This is a genomic window from Duganella sp. AC917 (assembly GCF_979258245.1).
Map to the genome: position 1 here is coordinate 4004183 of NZ_OZ409848.1, position 15441 is coordinate 4019623.

Here is a 15441-nt window from a genome sequence, read left to right on the forward strand (position 1 = left end):
ACCGCTATAAATAAGGCGTATTATTAATGCGTGCTAACTGAGCCGAAACAGTCACCATGGGCGGATTGACCGGTTACAAACAAATGTTTATTATAACGGACAAATGTTTTCAGGCCGACCGTGAACGATAACTCCAAAAAAGAACAGCTTTACGAGCTGATCCGCGCCAATCCCTTCATCTCCCAGCAAGATCTGGCGGTGGGCCTGCGCCTGTCGCGCTCGGCCGTGGCCGGGCATATCGCCAGCCTGATCCGCGAGCGCCGCCTGCTGGGGCGCGCCTACGTGCTGCCGGACAAACGGCCGGTGCTATGCATCGGCGCGGCAAACCTGGACCGCAAGCTGCGCACCATCGCCGCCATGCAGCTGGGGACCTCAAACCCGGCCACCGCCGAGGAAGTCTACGGCGGCGTGGCGCGCAACATCGCCGAGAACCTGGCGCGTTTGAATCTGCCGACCGCGCTGCTGACCGCCCTGGGCGACGACGGCGCCGGCCGCGCGCTGCGCGAGCATGCCGAAAAAGCCGGCATCGACATGCGCGGTTCGCTCAACCTGGCCGACACCGCCACCGGCACCTATACCGCCATCCTCGACGAGCGCGGCGAACTGGTGGTGGCGCTGGCCGACATGGCGCTGTACGACCGCATGACGCGAGAATTCCTCGACAACCGCTTGCCGCAGCGCGCCGCCGCCTCGATGACGGTGGCGGACCTGAACCTGCCCGCCGATACCGTCAGCGCGCTGCTCGATAGCGCGCGCGTCGACAATGTGCCGCTGATACTGGTGGCCGTGTCGCAGCCGAAGATGGCGCGCCTGCCGGCCGACCTGACCGGCCTGCGCCTGCTGATACTCAATCGCGGCGAGCTCGAAACGCTGGCCGACCGCGCGCTGCCCACCGAGGCCGACGTGCGCCTGGCATGCCGCGCGGTGCTGGCGCGGGGCGCGCGCGATGTCATCGTCACCTGCGGCGGCGAGGGCGTGTTCCACACCCGCGACGGCGAGCTGACATGGCTGGCCGCGCACCAGGTCGACGTGGTCGATGTCACCGGCGCCGGCGACGCCTTCTCGGCCGCCGTCTGCTGGTCGCTATACCAGGGCAGCCAGGACCTGACTCTGGCCTGCCGGCGCGGCCTGAAGGTCGCAGCGATGACACTGGAAAGCCACGAAACCGTGTCGCCCATGCTGGCCGCCGACGTCCTCGACGAGATCCAGGATTTTTATCCGACACCGATCCTCCCGATACCGCCGATGCCCTCGAGCTTCGAGCCTCCCCTCTTCCCCCATAAGGACTGACCCATGCACCAATTCCTCCTGTTCTCGGCCGAAGTGGCCGCCGCCCGCGCCGCCGGCAAACCAATCGTCGCGCTGGAATCGACCATCATCTCGCACGGCATGCAGTACCCGCAAAACGTACAGATGGCGCGTGAAGTCGAACAAATCATCCGCGACGGCGGCGCCGTACCGGCCACCATCGCCGTCATCGGCGGCAGGATCTGTATCGGCCTGTCGGAAGAACAGCTCGAGTTGCTGGGCACCTCGCCCGAGGCGATGAAGGTCAGCCGCCGCGACCTGCCGTACGCGCTGGCGCAATCGAAACTGGGCGCCACCACCGTGGCGGCGACCATGATCTGCGCGGCGCTGGCCGGCATCCAGGTGTTCGTCACCGGCGGCATCGGCGGCGTGCACCGGGGCGCGGAAACCAGCTTCGATATCTCGGCCGACCTGCAGGAACTGGCGCGCACCTCGGTGGCGGTGGTGTGCGCCGGCGTCAAATCGATCCTCGACATCGGCCTGACCCTCGAATACCTGGAGACGCACGGCGTGCCGGTGATCAGCGTCGGCCAGCGCGGCTTCCCGGCCTTCTTCACGCGCGAGAGCGGCTTCAACGCCGACTTCCAGCTCGACACCCCGGCCGAGCAGGCAGCTTTCATCCAGACCAAATGGCAGTTGGGCCTCGAAGGCGGCATCGTCGTCAGCAATCCGGTGCCGGAAGCGGAAGCGATGCCGAAGGCGGAGATCGACGCCATCACCATCCAGGCGCTGGGCGAAGCGGATGCGCAGGGCGTCACCGGCAAGAACGTCACGCCCTTCCTGCTCGGCCGCATCAAACAGTTGACCGAGGGCCGCAGCCTGGCGACCAATATCGCGCTGGTGAAGAACAATGCCCGCTGCGGCGCCGCGCTGGCCTGCTCCATGCAAACGCGCTAACCGAGACCACCGACACCAGGCCCGCCATGTCCATCGATCTGAAACAATTGAGGTACTTCCTGGCGGTCGCCGAGGAAAAGAGTTTTAGCCGCGCCGCCGAACGCCTGCACATCTCGCAGCCGCCACTGAGCCAGCAGATCATGAAACTGGAGAGCGAGCTGGGTGTCAAACTGTTCGCCCGCACCACCCGCACCTTCGAGCTGACGGTGGCCGGCAAGGCGCTCATGAGCGAGGCGTCCGAGCTGCTGGCGAAGATGCGCATGACGATCGACACCATCCGCCAGATCGACCGCGGCGAGGTGGGACGCTTGCGGGTGGGTATTGTCGGCTCGGCGATGTGGGGGCCGATTCCCAGTTTGCTGGAAGAGTTCCAGACCAAGTTCCCGCGCGTGACGTGGACCCTGCACGAACTGGGGCCGACCTTGCAGTATGAAGCGCTGCGCGCCAAGCAGGTGGACGTCGGTTTCTGGCGCGAGCCCAAGCTCGACGAGGACGATCTGAAGCAGGACAACCTGCGCCAGGAGCTGTGCTTCCGCGAGGACGTGTGCGTGGCCATCAACGAGCACCATCCGCTGGCCAAGGAGGAGTCGATCGAGTTGATGGACATCGCCGACGAACCGATGCTGACGCTGGCGCTCGACAAGTCGTCGTTCCCGCGCTATCTGATCCAGTGCTGTGTGAAGGCCGGCTTCCAGCCGACGATTTTCCAGGAGGCGTCCGAGCCGCAAACCTTGCTGGCGATGGTGGGCGCGGGCCTGGGCGTGGCACTGCTGCCCGAGACCACCAGTCGTATCGGCTGGCCGGGCGTGGTGTTCCTGCCGATCCGCAGCAACCCGCCGTCGGCCAATCTGTACATCACCTACACCACGCTGGACGACGCGCCGGTGGTGCGGGCTTTCCTCAATATCCTCAATCCCTCCAAGCCAGGCGCCTAGTGCGTCACGCCGCCCGCCTCGCGCACATCGACGGTGTGCGCGAGCGTGGTGCGGATGGCGATGCGCAGTCCCTCGACCATGTCCTCCAGCTTCATGCTGGCGGAACCCGGATGCCGGGCCGCCTGCTGCGGCAGATACGGAATGTGGATAAAGCCGGCGCGCATCGTCGTGCCCCACTCGCTGGCCTGGTGCATCAAGCCGTAGAACACGTGATTACAAACAAAGGTGCCAGCGCTTTGCGATACCGACGACGGCAGCCCGGCTTCGCGCAGCGCCTGCACGATCGCCTTGATCGGCAACGTCGAGAAGTAGGCGGCGGGACCGCCGGTGACGATGGGCTGGTCGACGATCTGGCGCATCTGGTTGTCCGCGATGGGCGCGTCGTCGATATTGATGGCGACCCGCTCGATCGACAGGTCAACGCGGCCGCCGGCCTGGCCGACGGCGATCACGATACTCGGCTGCAGCTCCTCCACCGCCTGGTGCATCGCCTTCTTTGCCTGTCCGAACACGCACGGCAGCTGGCGCGCATGCACGACAAAATCACCTTCATGCCAGCCCTGCAGGGCTTGTACCGCTTCCCACGAGGGGTTGACCGGCTCCTGGTTGAAGGGCTCGAAACCCGTCAACAATATGATCTTTTTCATCCGCTTTGACTCCACACTCGACTACCAGACTGCTACTCTAACCTAAATGATTGTCGTTTACATGTCCAACAGAAAATACAGTAGTGCAATATTAACAAGCAAAATCGGCAGCGCGGTCGCCACCTGGATTTTGACCACGGCGTTTTTATCGGGCAGCTCCAGCAGCGCCGCCGGCACGATGTTGAAGTTGGCCGCCATCGGCGTCATCAGGGTCCCGCAATAGGCGCTGAACATGCCGATGGCCGCCATGACGGCGGGGTTGGCGTGGTAAACGCCCACCAGCACCGGGATGCCGACGCCGCCGGCGATCACCGGGAAGGCGGCAAAGCCATTGCCCATGATGATGGTGAATAGCGCCATGCCGATGCAGTACACCGCCACCGCCACCAGCTTCACATCCATGTTGATGTACGAGGTAACCACGTGCGCCACGGCCTTGCCCATGCCCGCCTCGGTAAACAATAGGCCAAGCACCGCCAGCATGTGCGGCAGCACCACCGCCCAACCCAGATGATCGACCAGCCGGCGCGACTCGCGCATCGCCTGCAGTGGCGTGGCGCGCGTCAGCCAGCACGCGGTGGCGACGGCGAATAGCGAACCGCAACCCAGGCTGACCAGGGTCGAGTTCTTCGGATCGAGCAGGAACAGGCCGTCGAATTTTACGTCCTTCAGCAAGGTCGAACCGATCATCGTCGTGACTGGAATGATCAGCGCCGGTATCAGCAGTTTGTGGCCCAGCCGCTGCGCGCTGTCGCGGCGCTGCTCGGGCGAGCGCTCGCCGTAGCGTCCCAGCGTGACGCCGCCGAAACCGGCGATCAGCGCCATCACCACCATCAGCGCGCCCGCCGCCACCGGCGACAGCCAGTCGCCGGCCAGATAGACCACCGCGTACAAGGCCCAGAACAAGGCGCTGGAATAGCGCTTGGGATTATGAGGGTCGCGCAGCGCCATCACCGCGATCATCAGCAGCATCGCGCCCAGCACCACATAAAAGTATTCGAGCTTGAGTATCATGCTTGGCCGCCCTTCATCATCGCGCGGGCGATATGCGCGTCGAGCCGGTGCAGCCGCCACGAATGGATGATGAAGGCCGTCACCGCCGTCGGGATGCCCCACAGCGCCATGTGCAGCGGATCGACCTCGATGCCTTCGCCCCGCAGGATGGTTTGCATCAGCACGATGGCGCCGAAGGCCACGAACACGTCCTCGCCGAAGAACAGGCCGACGTTGTCCGTGGCGGCCGACATCGCGCGGATGCGGTGGCGCAGCGCGTCGGTGAGCGCCGGATAGCGGTTCTCGGCCGCGCCCTCGGCCATCGGCGCGATCAGCGGGCGCACCATGTTCGGATGGCCGCCGATGCTGGTCAGGCCGAAGGCGGCGCTGATTTCGCGGATCGCCAGATAAACGATCAGCAACCGCCCGGTAGTGGCCGACTTGATGCGGGCGATGGACGCCTGCGCGTGTTCCTTGAGGCCGTAGCGTTCCAGCAGGCCGATGGCCGCCAGCGGCAGCAGCAGGATCAGCGGCAGGTTGCGGGTCTTGATGAAGGCCGCGCCCAGCACCGCCAGCAGGTGCTCCACATCCATCGACGCGGCGAATCCGGTCACGGCGCAAGCGGCGATCACCACCAGCACCGGATGGGCGCGCAGCGCGAAACCGAGAATGATGACGGCCACCCCGAGCAGCGGCCAAAGATTAACAGTGTGATTCATTTCAGCTCCGTGGATGTGAAAATCCCCGCGCACCTTGCGATGCGCGGGGATCGGTCGTGGCTTCGTTTTAGAAGTTGACTTTGAAGGTCGCGCCCCAGGTGCGCGGCTCGTTCAACATGCCGGTCAGGTTGTCGAACTCGATGGCGCTGAGCAGGACGATCTTGTTCGTGATGTTGCGGCCGAAGGCGGCCACTTCATACTTGCCGTCGCCCCATTTGTAACCGACCCGCACGCCACCTTCGACCAGCGACTTGGCGCGGTATTCCGGTGCCGTGTACAGGAAGAAGTTGTAGCCGCTACGGTAGCTCCAGTCGGTCAGCGCATACAGCTCGCCATTGGCGACGTCGGTGCTGTACTTGAGCGTGAAGTTGGCCTGGTGGCGCGGCGCGCGCGGCAGGTCGTTGCCGTCGATCAGGACGTTGCCCGGGAAGCCGACGGCCACCGGATCGGTCGGGGTGCAGCCCAGGCCGGCGTTGTTGGCCAGGTTGCCGCAGTACTGCACGCGCACCCGTGGATCCTTGATCTCGGTGTCGTTGAAACTGTAGCCGGCCGTGGTGCTGAAGCCGTAGCCCAGATTGGCCTGGAAGTCGAGCTCGACGCCCTGGCCGGTGACCTTGTCGGCGTTGAGCAGCTGGTTCATGTTGACCGTGCCGCTGCCGGCGGTCAGCTGCTTGTCCTTGACGCGGTACTGGAACACGGCCGCGCTCAGGCGGGCGCGCTTGTCGAACAGGTCCTGCTTGACGCCGGCCTCGAACGACAGCGCCTTCTCGGCGCCGGCCATCGACGGCACGTCGGCCAGACCGTTCAGGCGGCCCTGCATCGACGGCGCGCGGTAGCCGGTGGCCACGCGGGCGAACAGGTTGGTGTTCTTGTCCAGTTCATAGGTGCCGCTGGCGTCCCAGCTGACGTTGCTCGAGTCGCTGCTCAGCGAATGCGGCACGGTCACCAGCACGTTGGCGGCGTTGAAGTCCGTGCGCGAGGCCTGGAAATCCTTCTTGTCGTTGGTGTAGCGCACGCCGCCGCGCAGCTTGAGCTTCTCGGAGACGGTGTAGTTCAGCGAACCGAACGCGGCCCACGACTTGGAATCCTGGAACTGGCGCGCGTAGGCGGTGTTTTGCGGATTGCCGGCCGACAGCGTGTCAAAACTGATACTGTCGATCTGGATGTTCTCTTTGAAGTAAAACAGGCCACCGATCCACTGCAGCGGGCCTTTGTAGTTCGACTCGGCGCGGAATTCCTGCGTCAGTTGCTTGTGGTCGGGCAGCAAGTCGGCGGTCTCGACCGGGAACGGAATCCGGCCCGGGCCGTACGGTGGCGCGAACACGGCGCCATAGCCGCCGTCGACGTCGGCGCGGCTGTTGAACTTGAGCTTTTCGTAGCCGGTGATCGAGTGCAGCGTGATGTCGGCCAGGTTGTACTTCAGGCGCATGCTGCCGCCCTTGGTTTCCAGCTTCTGGTAGTTGACGCCGTCGCTCGGGTACGAGCCGTAGTCGAAGCCGTCGACGATGTCGTTGGTGCCCTGCTTGATGATATTGGCGCGGAACAAGGTGGCGCTGCCGTGGTAGTTGCGCTGATGGTAGTTAAACAGCGCGCTGAAATCCTTGTTCGGCTGCACCAGCGCCTGCAGGCGGAAGGCGTTGTCGCCGTAGCCTTCGAAGTCCTGGGTGCCCTTGCCCGGGGTCGGGTTGGTGTTGTGCACGCGGTCGTCGCGGTGCTGGCTGGTGCCCGAGAAGCGCAGCGCCACGGTGTCGCTGACCGGGACGTTGAAAGCGCCCTCGACGTTCTTGGCCGAGTAGTTGCCGATGCCGACCTGCAGATAGCCTTCCTGCTTGAATACCGGTTTGGCCGAGTCGAATTTGATCACGCCGGCCGGCGAGTTACGGCCGAACAGCGTGCCTTGCGGGCCGCGCAGCACTTCGACCTGGTCGACGTCGAACACAGGGAAGCCCTTGAGCATGGCGTTTTCCTGGACGATGTCGTCCATCACGTAGCCGACCGGCTGCGAGGCGTTCAGGTCGAAGTCGGTGTTGCCGAGGCCGCGGATATAGAAGCGCGGGAAGGCGCGGCCGAAGTCCGATTCGATGTTGAGCGACGGCGAGCGGCCCGACAGCACGCGGATGTCGCCGGCGCCGGAGGTCAGCACGTCGAGCTTGTCGCCCTTGATGGTGGCGATCGACATCGGCACGTCCTTGATGTTTTCGGCGCGGCGCTGCGCGGTCACGATCACGGTTTCGAGCTGGCCCGGAGTGCTCGGGGCGGCGGTCGCGGCCGCAGTGTCTTGTCCCTCAGCGGCTGCCGGCTGGGCCAACTCGCCCGCTTCGGTGGCCAGGGCCGCGTGCAGCGGGAAGGCGCTTGCCACGGCCAGGGCGATCAATGACCGCACTGCGAAACCACTACTGTTCTTGCTCATAAATGCTGCTCCCGTTTTGTATAGGTTTGGATGGTATTTGTAGTTATTCCAATCATCCTAGCATGGAAAAAAATGACATAAACCCACTTTTTCCATGGTTCGATTCATATCAATTTTGTCTAAATGACTAAATAAAATCGAATTTGTCGTACATATCCAGGCTGATGCATAGTGACGGATTGCTCAAAAAATAGCCGCTTCCCCAGAGGAAATGCCGGTAACTTGCACCGAGGAAGGTGCTTTAAGAATGGCGAAGGTACGCTGGCAGAGGTCGCTTTATGCTTGGAGCGGGGATTATCCAGATGGCAGGAAGTTTTTCCAATAGGACAAAAAGCAACAATATAAAAATATTTAATTCGGCGCCGACTGTTGCGGCAGTGCGACATGAACTTGCGGGGGCGGACCGGGAACGCGTGCCGGCGGTCCGCGAGCGGTCGAGCGGACGCTGCAATTTAGACAAGCTTTCAGCAAGCATTGGCCGCCGGTGGTCGTCCGGTCAGAGCGAAAGCGCTAGAAATCAGGGGTTTGCCGCTATAAAACGGCGCCGGATTATATGTTTCGTCCAATAAAAATATACAATATCGATCTTCCAGGAGCCTATTCATGAAACTTTCACAACTTAGTTTGACGGTTGCAGCAATCTGTATCGCTGCCAGCGCGTCCGCGGCGGACCCAAAATTGGCCATCGTGTATGACGCGGGCGGCAAGTTCGACAAATCGTTCAACCAGTCCGCTTTTGAAGGCGCCTCGCGCTTCAAGAAGGAAACCAACATCAATTTCACCGAGGTGCAAGCCTCCAGCGACACCCAGGCCGAGCAAGTGCTGCGCGGCCTGGCGCGCAAAAACATGGACCTGATCGCGTCGATCGGCTTCGCCCAGCAGTCGGCCGTGCAGAAGGTCGCCAAGGAATTCCCCAAGGTGCGTTTCGTGCTGATCGACGGCGTGGCGCAAGGCGCCAACATCAACTCGATCACCTTCAAGGAAGAAGAAGGCTCGTACCTGGTCGGCGTGGCCGCCGCGATGGCGTCCAAAACCAAAAAACTCGGCTTCATCGGCGGCGTCGACATCCCGCTGATCCGCACCTTCGCCTGCGGCTACGCGCAGGGCGCGAAGTCGGTCAACCCGAAGGCCGACGTCACTTCCAACATGGTCGGCACCACCGCCGACTCGTGGAACAACCCGGCCAAGGGCGGTGAGCTGGCCCGGTCGCAGTTCGACCGCGGCGTCGACGTGGTGTTCGCGGTGGCCGGCGGCTCGGGTCTCGGCACGCTGCAGACGGCCAAGGAAAAAGGCAAGCTGGCCATCGGCGTCGACTCCAACCAGAACCACCTGTATCCGGGTTCGATCCTGACCTCGATGGTCAAGCGCGTCGACAACGCTGTCTTCGACGCGTTCACGCAGGTCAAGGCCGGCACCTGGAAGGCCGGCGTGACCGCCAAGGGCATCAAGGAAGGCGGCGTCGATTGGGCGCTGGACGCCAACAACCGCTCGCTGATCACGCCGGAAATCGAGAAGCGCGTGCTGGGCGCGCGCAAGGACATCATCGACGGCAAGGTCAAGGTCATCGATATCCGTTCGGGCGCGGCCTGCCCCGTCTGACGCCCGTTTGAACATTGAGCGCGCCGCCGGGGTTGTCCCCGTGCGGCGCGTTTAACGTTTTACGCGTTGACGCATTTAACGTTTACGCCTTACCGTTTATTCAACCGAACCGAAACGACCCTATGCAGCCAGCAGTAGAATTTCGCGGCATCTCCAAGCATTTCGGAGCTGTCAAGGCGAACACGGACGTCAGCTTCGCCATCGCCAAGGGATCGATCCACGGCCTGGTGGGCGAGAACGGCGCCGGCAAATCGACACTGATGAGTATCCTGTACGGCTACTACCGCGCCGACGGCGGGGAGATCCTGCTCGACGGCCAGGCGCGCCGCATCCACAACAGCCAGGAGGCGATCGCCCTCGGCATCGGCATGGTGCACCAGCATTTTATGCTGGTCGAGAACATGACCGTGCTCGATAACGTCATGCTGGGCAGCGAGGGCGGTTTCAAGCTACAGTCGAAGCGCGCCGCCGTCGAGGCGAAGCTGCGCGAGATCTGCGCCCGCTACCGGCTCGACGTCGATCCGCTGGCCACCATCCACGACCTGTCGGTGGGCGCGCAGCAGCGGGTCGAGATCCTCAAGCAGATCTACCGCAGCGCCAACATCCTGATCCTGGACGAACCGACCGCCGTGCTGACGGCGCAGGAGACCGCGTCGCTGTTCGAGATCCTGCGCCTGTTCAAGGAACAGGGCAAGACCATCATCCTGATCACCCACAAGCTGCAGGAAATCCTCGATATCACCGACACCGTCACCGTGATGCGCGGCGGCCGCGTGATCGGCGCCGTGCCGACCGCCGGCACCACCAAGGAAGCCCTGGCCAACATGATGGTCGGCCGTCCGATCGAGAACAACCTGCCGCGCGCGCCGTACAATCCGGGCGCGCCGGTGCTGCGGGTGGAGAACCTGCAGTTAAGCGACGACCAGCAGGTCAAGCTGCTGGCCGACATCGGCTTCACCCTGCGCGCCGGCGAGATCGTGGCGATTGCCGGCGTCTCCGGCAACGGCCAGAGCGAATTGATGGAGATCCTGTCGGGCATGCGCCTGCCGACCTCCGGCAAGCTCGAATTCCTCGGCAAGGACCTGCCCTTCGGCAGCCGCTCCGACGCCGACGGCCTGCCACGCACCTTCCGCGAACTGGGCATCGCCCACGTGCCGGAGGACCGCCTGCGCGATGGCGTCGTGAAAGCCTTCTCGGTCATGCACAACACCATCCTGGGCTACCAGGACAAGCTGAAAAACAAATGGGGCCTGCTCAACTTCAAGGCCATTGCGGCGCGCTGCGACGCGCTGATGAAAAGCTTCGACGTGCGTCCCGATAACCATGACCTGCGTATCGGCCTGCTCTCCGGCGGCAACCAGCAAAAAGTGGTGATCGCGCGCGAAGTGCTGGCGCAGCCCAAGCTGATGCTGGTCGGCCAGCCCACGCGCGGCGTCGACATCGGCACCATCGAGAGCATCCACAAGCAGCTGCTGGCCCTGCGCGACTCCGGCGTGGCGATCCTGCTGGTGTCGGTGGAGCTGGAAGAAGTGCGCGCGCTGGCGGACCGCATCCTCGTCATGTGCGGCGGCCGCATCACCGGCGAACTGAAAATTGAAGAATTCGACACGACCCGTATCGGCTTGCTGATGGGCGGAATGCACAAATCATGAACAAAGACCTGCCACGCTGGGCGACCGCGTTTGCCCTGCCCCTGTTGAACCTTCTATCGGCACTGCTGGTGACCGCGCTGGTGATCCACCTGCTGGGCGAGAGCCCGACCGAATCGCTGGCGATCCTGATCAACAGCGCCGTCATCAATCCGGAGGGCTTGAGCTACACGCTGTTCTACGCTTCCACCTTCATCTTCACCGGCCTGGCCGTGTCGATCGCCATGGAGGCGGGCCTGTTCAACATCGGCGCCGAAGGCCAGATGTACTTCGCCGGCCTTGGCCTGACGCTGGCCATGCTGACCTTCGACAGCTCGCTGCCGGCGCTGTTCCTGATCCCGGTCGGCATGATCGGCGCGGCGTTGTTCGGTGCATTGTGGGCGTTCGTGCCCGGCTACCTGCAAGCGAAGCGCGGCAGCCACGTGGTGGTCACCACCATCATGTTCAACTACATCGCCGCCGCGTTGATGAACACCGTGATCGTCAAATTGGTGCCGCCGGGCGAGCAGAATCCGGCCAGCCGCGCCTTCGCGGCCGCCGCCGAAATGCCACGCCTGAACCAATGGTTCCCGGTGCTGGGCGAGACACCGCTCAACATCAGCTTCTTCCTGGCGATCATCGCGCTGGTGATCTATGGCGTGGTGGTGTCGCGTTCCTCGTGGGGCTTCAAGCTGCGCGCCACGGGCCTGAACAAGCACGCCGCCCACTACGCGGGCATCCGCATCAGCAAGATGATCATCATCGTCATGCTGATCTCGGGCGCGCTGGCCGGTCTCGGCTCGGTCAATTCCATCATGGGCTCGACCCATTACCTGTCGCTCAACTTCGTCGGCGGCGCGGGCTTCATCGGCATCGCCATCGCGCTGATGGGCCGCCAGCATCCGGTCGGTATCTTCCTGTCGGCGTTGCTGTTCGGCGCCCTGACACAGGGCGGCTTCGACCTGTCGCTGGAAAAGCAGAACATCCCGCCGGAGACGGTGATCCTGGTGCAGGGATTGATCATCCTGTTCTGCGGCGCGATGGAAAACCTGTACGCGCCGGCGATCGCCAAACTGCTCAAACTGAAGAAGTGAGGACACTATGACTCTCGACGACCTCCATATCGGCAGCATCCTGGTATCGACCGTGCGCAACGCGCCGGTGCTGATTTTCGCCGGCATGGCCGGCCTGTTTGCCGAGCGCTCGGGCGTGATCGACATCGGCCTCGAAGGCAAAATCCTGGCGTCGGCGTTCGTGTCGGCGGCGGTTGCCTTCACCACGCAGAACCCATGGTACGGCGTGATGGCCGGCATCGTGGTATCGATGCTGCTGGCCAGCCTGCAGGCCTACATCGCCATCACCCAGAAGGGCAACCAGCTGGTGGCCGGCATCGCTATCAACATCGCCATGAGCGGCCTGACCTTCGTGGTGGCGCAATACATCTTCCAGCAGGGCGGCCGCACGCCGGACCTGGGCCAGGCGCGCCTGTTCGACGTCGTGCTCCCAGGGACCGCAGCGGTGGAAGGCATTCCCTTCATCGGCTGGGTGTACGCGCATCTGATCGGCGGCCATTCGGTGCTGGTGTACATGGCCTTCGCCTTGGTGCCGCTGGTGCACTGGATCGTCTACCACAGCCGCTTCGGCCTGCGCCTGCGCGCCTGCGGCGAGAATCCGCACGCAGCCGACGCGGCCGGCGTCAGCGTCGAGCGCCAGCGCTATATGGCGATGCTGATCGCCGGTTTCCTGTGCTCGTTCTCGGGCGCCTACCTGTCGATCGTGCAGAGCGGCTTCTTCCTGCGCGACATGTCGGCCGGCGCGGGTTATCTGGCGTTGACCGCCATGGTGTTCGGTAACTGGCGTCCGCTGTACACCTTCCTGGGCTGCCTGATGTTCGGCTTCTTCGGCGCGGTGCAGATCCAGATCGAAGGCGTGGAATTGCCGGGCATCGGTCGCCTGCCGGGCGCGATGATCCAGATGGTGCCGTACGTGCTGACGGTGATCGTGCTGGCCGGCCTGATGGCCAAGTCGGTGGCGCCGAAATCGCTCGGCATCCCGTTCGTCAAGTCGCGCTAAGCGCACGTCCCTCTAGCGGAACTCCCGCATATACACCAGCAGATCGGCGATCTGCTGGTCGTCACCGATCCCCCAGAAACGCATGCTTGTCCCGGGGACCACATCGTGCGGCGCGCGCAGGTAGGCGGCCAGCTTTTGTTCGGTCCAGACTATCCCCGATTTCTTCATCGCCTCGGAATACTTGAAGTCCGGCGTGGTGGCCGCCTTGCGCCCGATGATGCCGTTCAGCTGCGGGCCGTAGCCCGCCTGCGCGTAGCGGCCGACCTGATGGCAAGAGGCGCACTTGCGGAACGCGGCTTCGCCGGCTTTGGCGTTGCCGACGTAGCCGGCAGCGCCGGCGTGGCCGGAGATGAGCAAAACCATGATGACACCGACGAGTATCCTGCTAACGCTGCGCATTGGTACTTTCTATAATCGCTCCACCGGATAATGGATCTTATCGTAGCCGCTAACCATCTCCGCTAACAACACCAACAGTCCTGACAGCGGATGCTGTTCATCGTCGCCCATGACATCCAGCACGCGGTTCATTAACCCGACAACGTGATCATAGTCGGCTTCCGAGTTAATCGGCCGGAGCTGCGTAATCTGGTCAAACCGCTGCCACGCCGCCACCAGGTCAGCGCCATCGACTTTATCAGCGAGATTATTCATGGTTTCACCTTTCCTTGGCGGTAACCGGGAGCAAAAATCCTTCAATACTTTTCCGGAAACGAGGCGCATCCGTCACTGTAGGACTTTAAACCTTTTCGACGATTGAGGGCACTCAAAAGATATCACCGAGCCTCATGGTCAAAACTAACGCAGCAGGTGGAGCGCGGCGTATTGCAGCAGCATGATGGTTTTGCCGTCTGCGATTTCACCGCAAGCCATCATCGCCATCGCCTGCTCCATCGTCAGTTCCAGCACTTCGATGTCCTCGCCCTCTTCCGCCAGCCCGCCGCCCGTGCCTGGACGCGATGCCGGATCGTATTCGGCCACGAAAAAATGCAGCCGCTCGGTGACCGATCCGGGACTCATGAACGCTTCGAACACCTTGTGCACTTCACCGATGCGGTAGCCGGTCTCCTCCTCCACCTCGGCCTTGATGCGCACTTCCGGCGTGGCCTGGTCCAGCAGCCCGGCCGGCGCCTCGATCAAAAAGCCGGGGTGTCCTTCGACATACGCCGGAAAGCGAAACTGCCGTACCAGCACCACGCTGCGGCGCTCGCGGTTGTACAACAGGATGGTGGCGCCGTGACCGCGATCATACGTTTCGCGCGACTGACGCTGCCAGGTACCGTCGCTGCGGCGGTAGTCGAAAGTGGTTTTCTTCAGCACGAACCAGTCGTCGGACAGGGTTTCGACTTTGTGAATGCGGATTCGGTCTTCGGGCATGGCGGCCTTCCTTTTCTGATTGCGTATTTTTACGATATCATGCATTATCGTGCAATATCAAGATAATTCGTGCAAATCATGCTGACTCGTCAACGCAAAGAACTACTGCTCTCCCGCCTGAAACAGGATGGCCAGATCGTCGCCAAGTCCCTCAGCGAGGAGTTGGGATTATCGGAAGATACGATACGCCGCGACCTGCGCGAGCTGGCCGGCGAAGGATTGCTGCAGCGGGTCCACGGCGGCGCGCTGCCGATGGCGGCGCCGCTGCCTGCATCGCCCGCGATGGGCAATTTCGCCGAACGCCAGCACATATCGAGCGACGCCAAACCGGCCATCGCACGTGCGGCTGCAAGCATGATCAAGGCCGGACAGGTGGTGTTCATCGACGGCGGCACGACGGCGGTGCAACTGGCGCGTCATTTGCCGGCCGACTTGCAGTGCACCGTCGTCACGCACAGTCCCAGTATCGCAGTCGAGCTGGCGGACCATCCGTTGATCGACGTGATCATCATCGGCGGCCGACTGTTCAAACACTCGATCGTGACCATGGGGCCGGCGGCGCTGGACGCGATCGCGCAGATCCGCACCGATATCTACTTCATGGGCGTGTGCAGCCTGCATCCGCAACAAGGCATCAGCACCGGCGACTACGACGAAGCCGGCGTCAAACGCGCGATCGCGGCGGCGGCGCACAAGACCGTGGTGCTGGCGTCGCCGGAAAAGCTGGACACCGCATCACCCTTCCAGATCGCGCCGATGGACGATGTCGGCGCGATCATCGTCAACGCCGGCGTGCCCGATGCCCTGCTCACACCCTACCGCGCGCTGGGGATAGAAGTGGTGCTGGCCGACTGA

At 63.1% G+C, this 15441-nt stretch carries 15 protein-coding genes; 8 read left to right on the top strand and 7 right to left on the bottom strand.

Going from position 1 to position 15441, the window contains the following annotated elements:
* The first annotated feature begins 120 nt into the window (after window positions 1-120).
* From ACZ0BA_RS17310 to ACZ0BA_RS17320, 3 genes are read left to right on the top strand one after another with little or no spacing between them, the layout of a single operon-like run.
* Complete coding sequence (locus tag ACZ0BA_RS17310) at window positions 121-1290, top strand: carbohydrate kinase (protein ID WP_463452458.1); 1170 nt, start codon at window positions 121-123, stop codon at window positions 1288-1290.
* 3 nt (window positions 1291-1293) lie between these two features.
* Window positions 1294-2205, top strand: coding sequence for a pseudouridine-5'-phosphate glycosidase (locus ACZ0BA_RS17315; RefSeq protein WP_463452459.1), 912 nt, complete (start codon window positions 1294-1296; stop codon window positions 2203-2205).
* A 26-nt stretch (window positions 2206-2231) separates the two neighbouring features.
* Window positions 2232-3140, top strand: a complete 909-nt coding sequence (locus ACZ0BA_RS17320) for a LysR family transcriptional regulator (protein WP_463452460.1) — start codon at window positions 2232-2234, stop codon at window positions 3138-3140.
* Here ACZ0BA_RS17320 and pcp read toward each other — a convergent pair.
* The 4 genes from pcp to ACZ0BA_RS17340 all read right to left on the bottom strand — a co-directional run bounded on the left by pcp (window position 3137) and on the right by ACZ0BA_RS17340 (window position 7909).
* Entirely contained in the window at window positions 3137-3787 is a 651-nt protein-coding gene (pcp, locus tag ACZ0BA_RS17325) for a pyroglutamyl-peptidase I (RefSeq protein ID WP_463452461.1), read from the bottom strand. The two genes, ACZ0BA_RS17320 and pcp, sit on opposite strands and share 4 nt — an antisense overlap.
* Window positions 3788-3844: 57 nt before the next feature.
* Window positions 3845-4801 carry a DUF979 domain-containing protein gene (locus tag ACZ0BA_RS17330; protein ID WP_463452462.1) on the bottom strand — a complete coding sequence of 319 codons (957 nt, stop codon included), beginning with the start codon at window positions 4799-4801 and terminating at the stop codon, window positions 3845-3847.
* A complete protein-coding gene (locus ACZ0BA_RS17335; RefSeq protein ID WP_463452463.1) occupies window positions 4798-5499 on the bottom strand; it encodes a DUF969 domain-containing protein in 702 nt (233 codons plus the stop codon). The genes ACZ0BA_RS17330 and ACZ0BA_RS17335 overlap by 4 nt, the downstream gene beginning before the upstream one ends.
* A gap of 67 nt (window positions 5500-5566) precedes the next feature.
* Window positions 5567-7909: a TonB-dependent receptor gene (locus ACZ0BA_RS17340; protein WP_463452464.1), complete on the bottom strand. Its 2343-nt coding sequence runs from the start codon at window positions 7907-7909 to the stop codon at window positions 5567-5569.
* A gap of 603 nt (window positions 7910-8512) precedes the next feature.
* Between ACZ0BA_RS17340 and ACZ0BA_RS17345 the strand changes: the two genes are divergently transcribed.
* The 4 genes from ACZ0BA_RS17345 (at window position 8513) to ACZ0BA_RS17360 (ending at window position 13209) form a co-directional block, all read left to right on the top strand.
* Window positions 8513-9508, top strand: a complete 996-nt coding sequence (locus ACZ0BA_RS17345) for a BMP family lipoprotein (RefSeq protein WP_463452465.1) — start codon at window positions 8513-8515, stop codon at window positions 9506-9508.
* 122 nt (window positions 9509-9630) lie between these two features.
* Window positions 9631-11160, top strand: a complete 1530-nt coding sequence (locus ACZ0BA_RS17350; RefSeq protein WP_463452466.1) for an ABC transporter ATP-binding protein — start codon at window positions 9631-9633, stop codon at window positions 11158-11160.
* Entirely contained in the window at window positions 11157-12230 is a 1074-nt protein-coding gene (locus ACZ0BA_RS17355) for an ABC transporter permease (RefSeq protein ID WP_463452467.1), read from the top strand. Before ACZ0BA_RS17350 ends, ACZ0BA_RS17355 begins: the two co-directional genes overlap by 4 nt.
* 7 nt (window positions 12231-12237) lie before the next feature.
* The gene (locus ACZ0BA_RS17360) at window positions 12238-13209 is read left to right on the top strand and encodes an ABC transporter permease (protein ID WP_463452468.1); all 972 of its coding nucleotides are present in this window, start codon (window positions 12238-12240) and stop codon (window positions 13207-13209) included.
* A gap of 12 nt (window positions 13210-13221) precedes the next feature.
* Here ACZ0BA_RS17360 and ACZ0BA_RS17365 read toward each other — a convergent pair whose 3' ends face one another.
* From ACZ0BA_RS17365 to ACZ0BA_RS17375, 3 genes are all read right to left on the bottom strand, one after another.
* Window positions 13222-13572, bottom strand: coding sequence for a c-type cytochrome (locus tag ACZ0BA_RS17365; protein WP_463452469.1), 351 nt, complete (start codon window positions 13570-13572; stop codon window positions 13222-13224).
* Between the two features lie 45 nt (window positions 13573-13617).
* Window positions 13618-13863 carry a hypothetical protein gene (locus ACZ0BA_RS17370; RefSeq protein ID WP_463452470.1) on the bottom strand — a complete coding sequence of 82 codons (246 nt, stop codon included), beginning with the start codon at window positions 13861-13863 and terminating at the stop codon, window positions 13618-13620.
* Window positions 13864-14007: 144 nt separating this feature from the next.
* On the bottom strand, window positions 14008-14586 hold the full coding sequence (locus ACZ0BA_RS17375; RefSeq protein WP_463452471.1) for an NUDIX domain-containing protein: 579 nt from the start codon (window positions 14584-14586) through the stop codon (window positions 14008-14010).
* Between the two features lie 78 nt (window positions 14587-14664).
* On the opposite strand from ACZ0BA_RS17375, the gene ACZ0BA_RS17380 reads away from it, so the two are divergent.
* Entirely contained in the window at window positions 14665-15441 is a 777-nt protein-coding gene (locus ACZ0BA_RS17380; protein ID WP_463452472.1) for a DeoR/GlpR family DNA-binding transcription regulator, read from the top strand.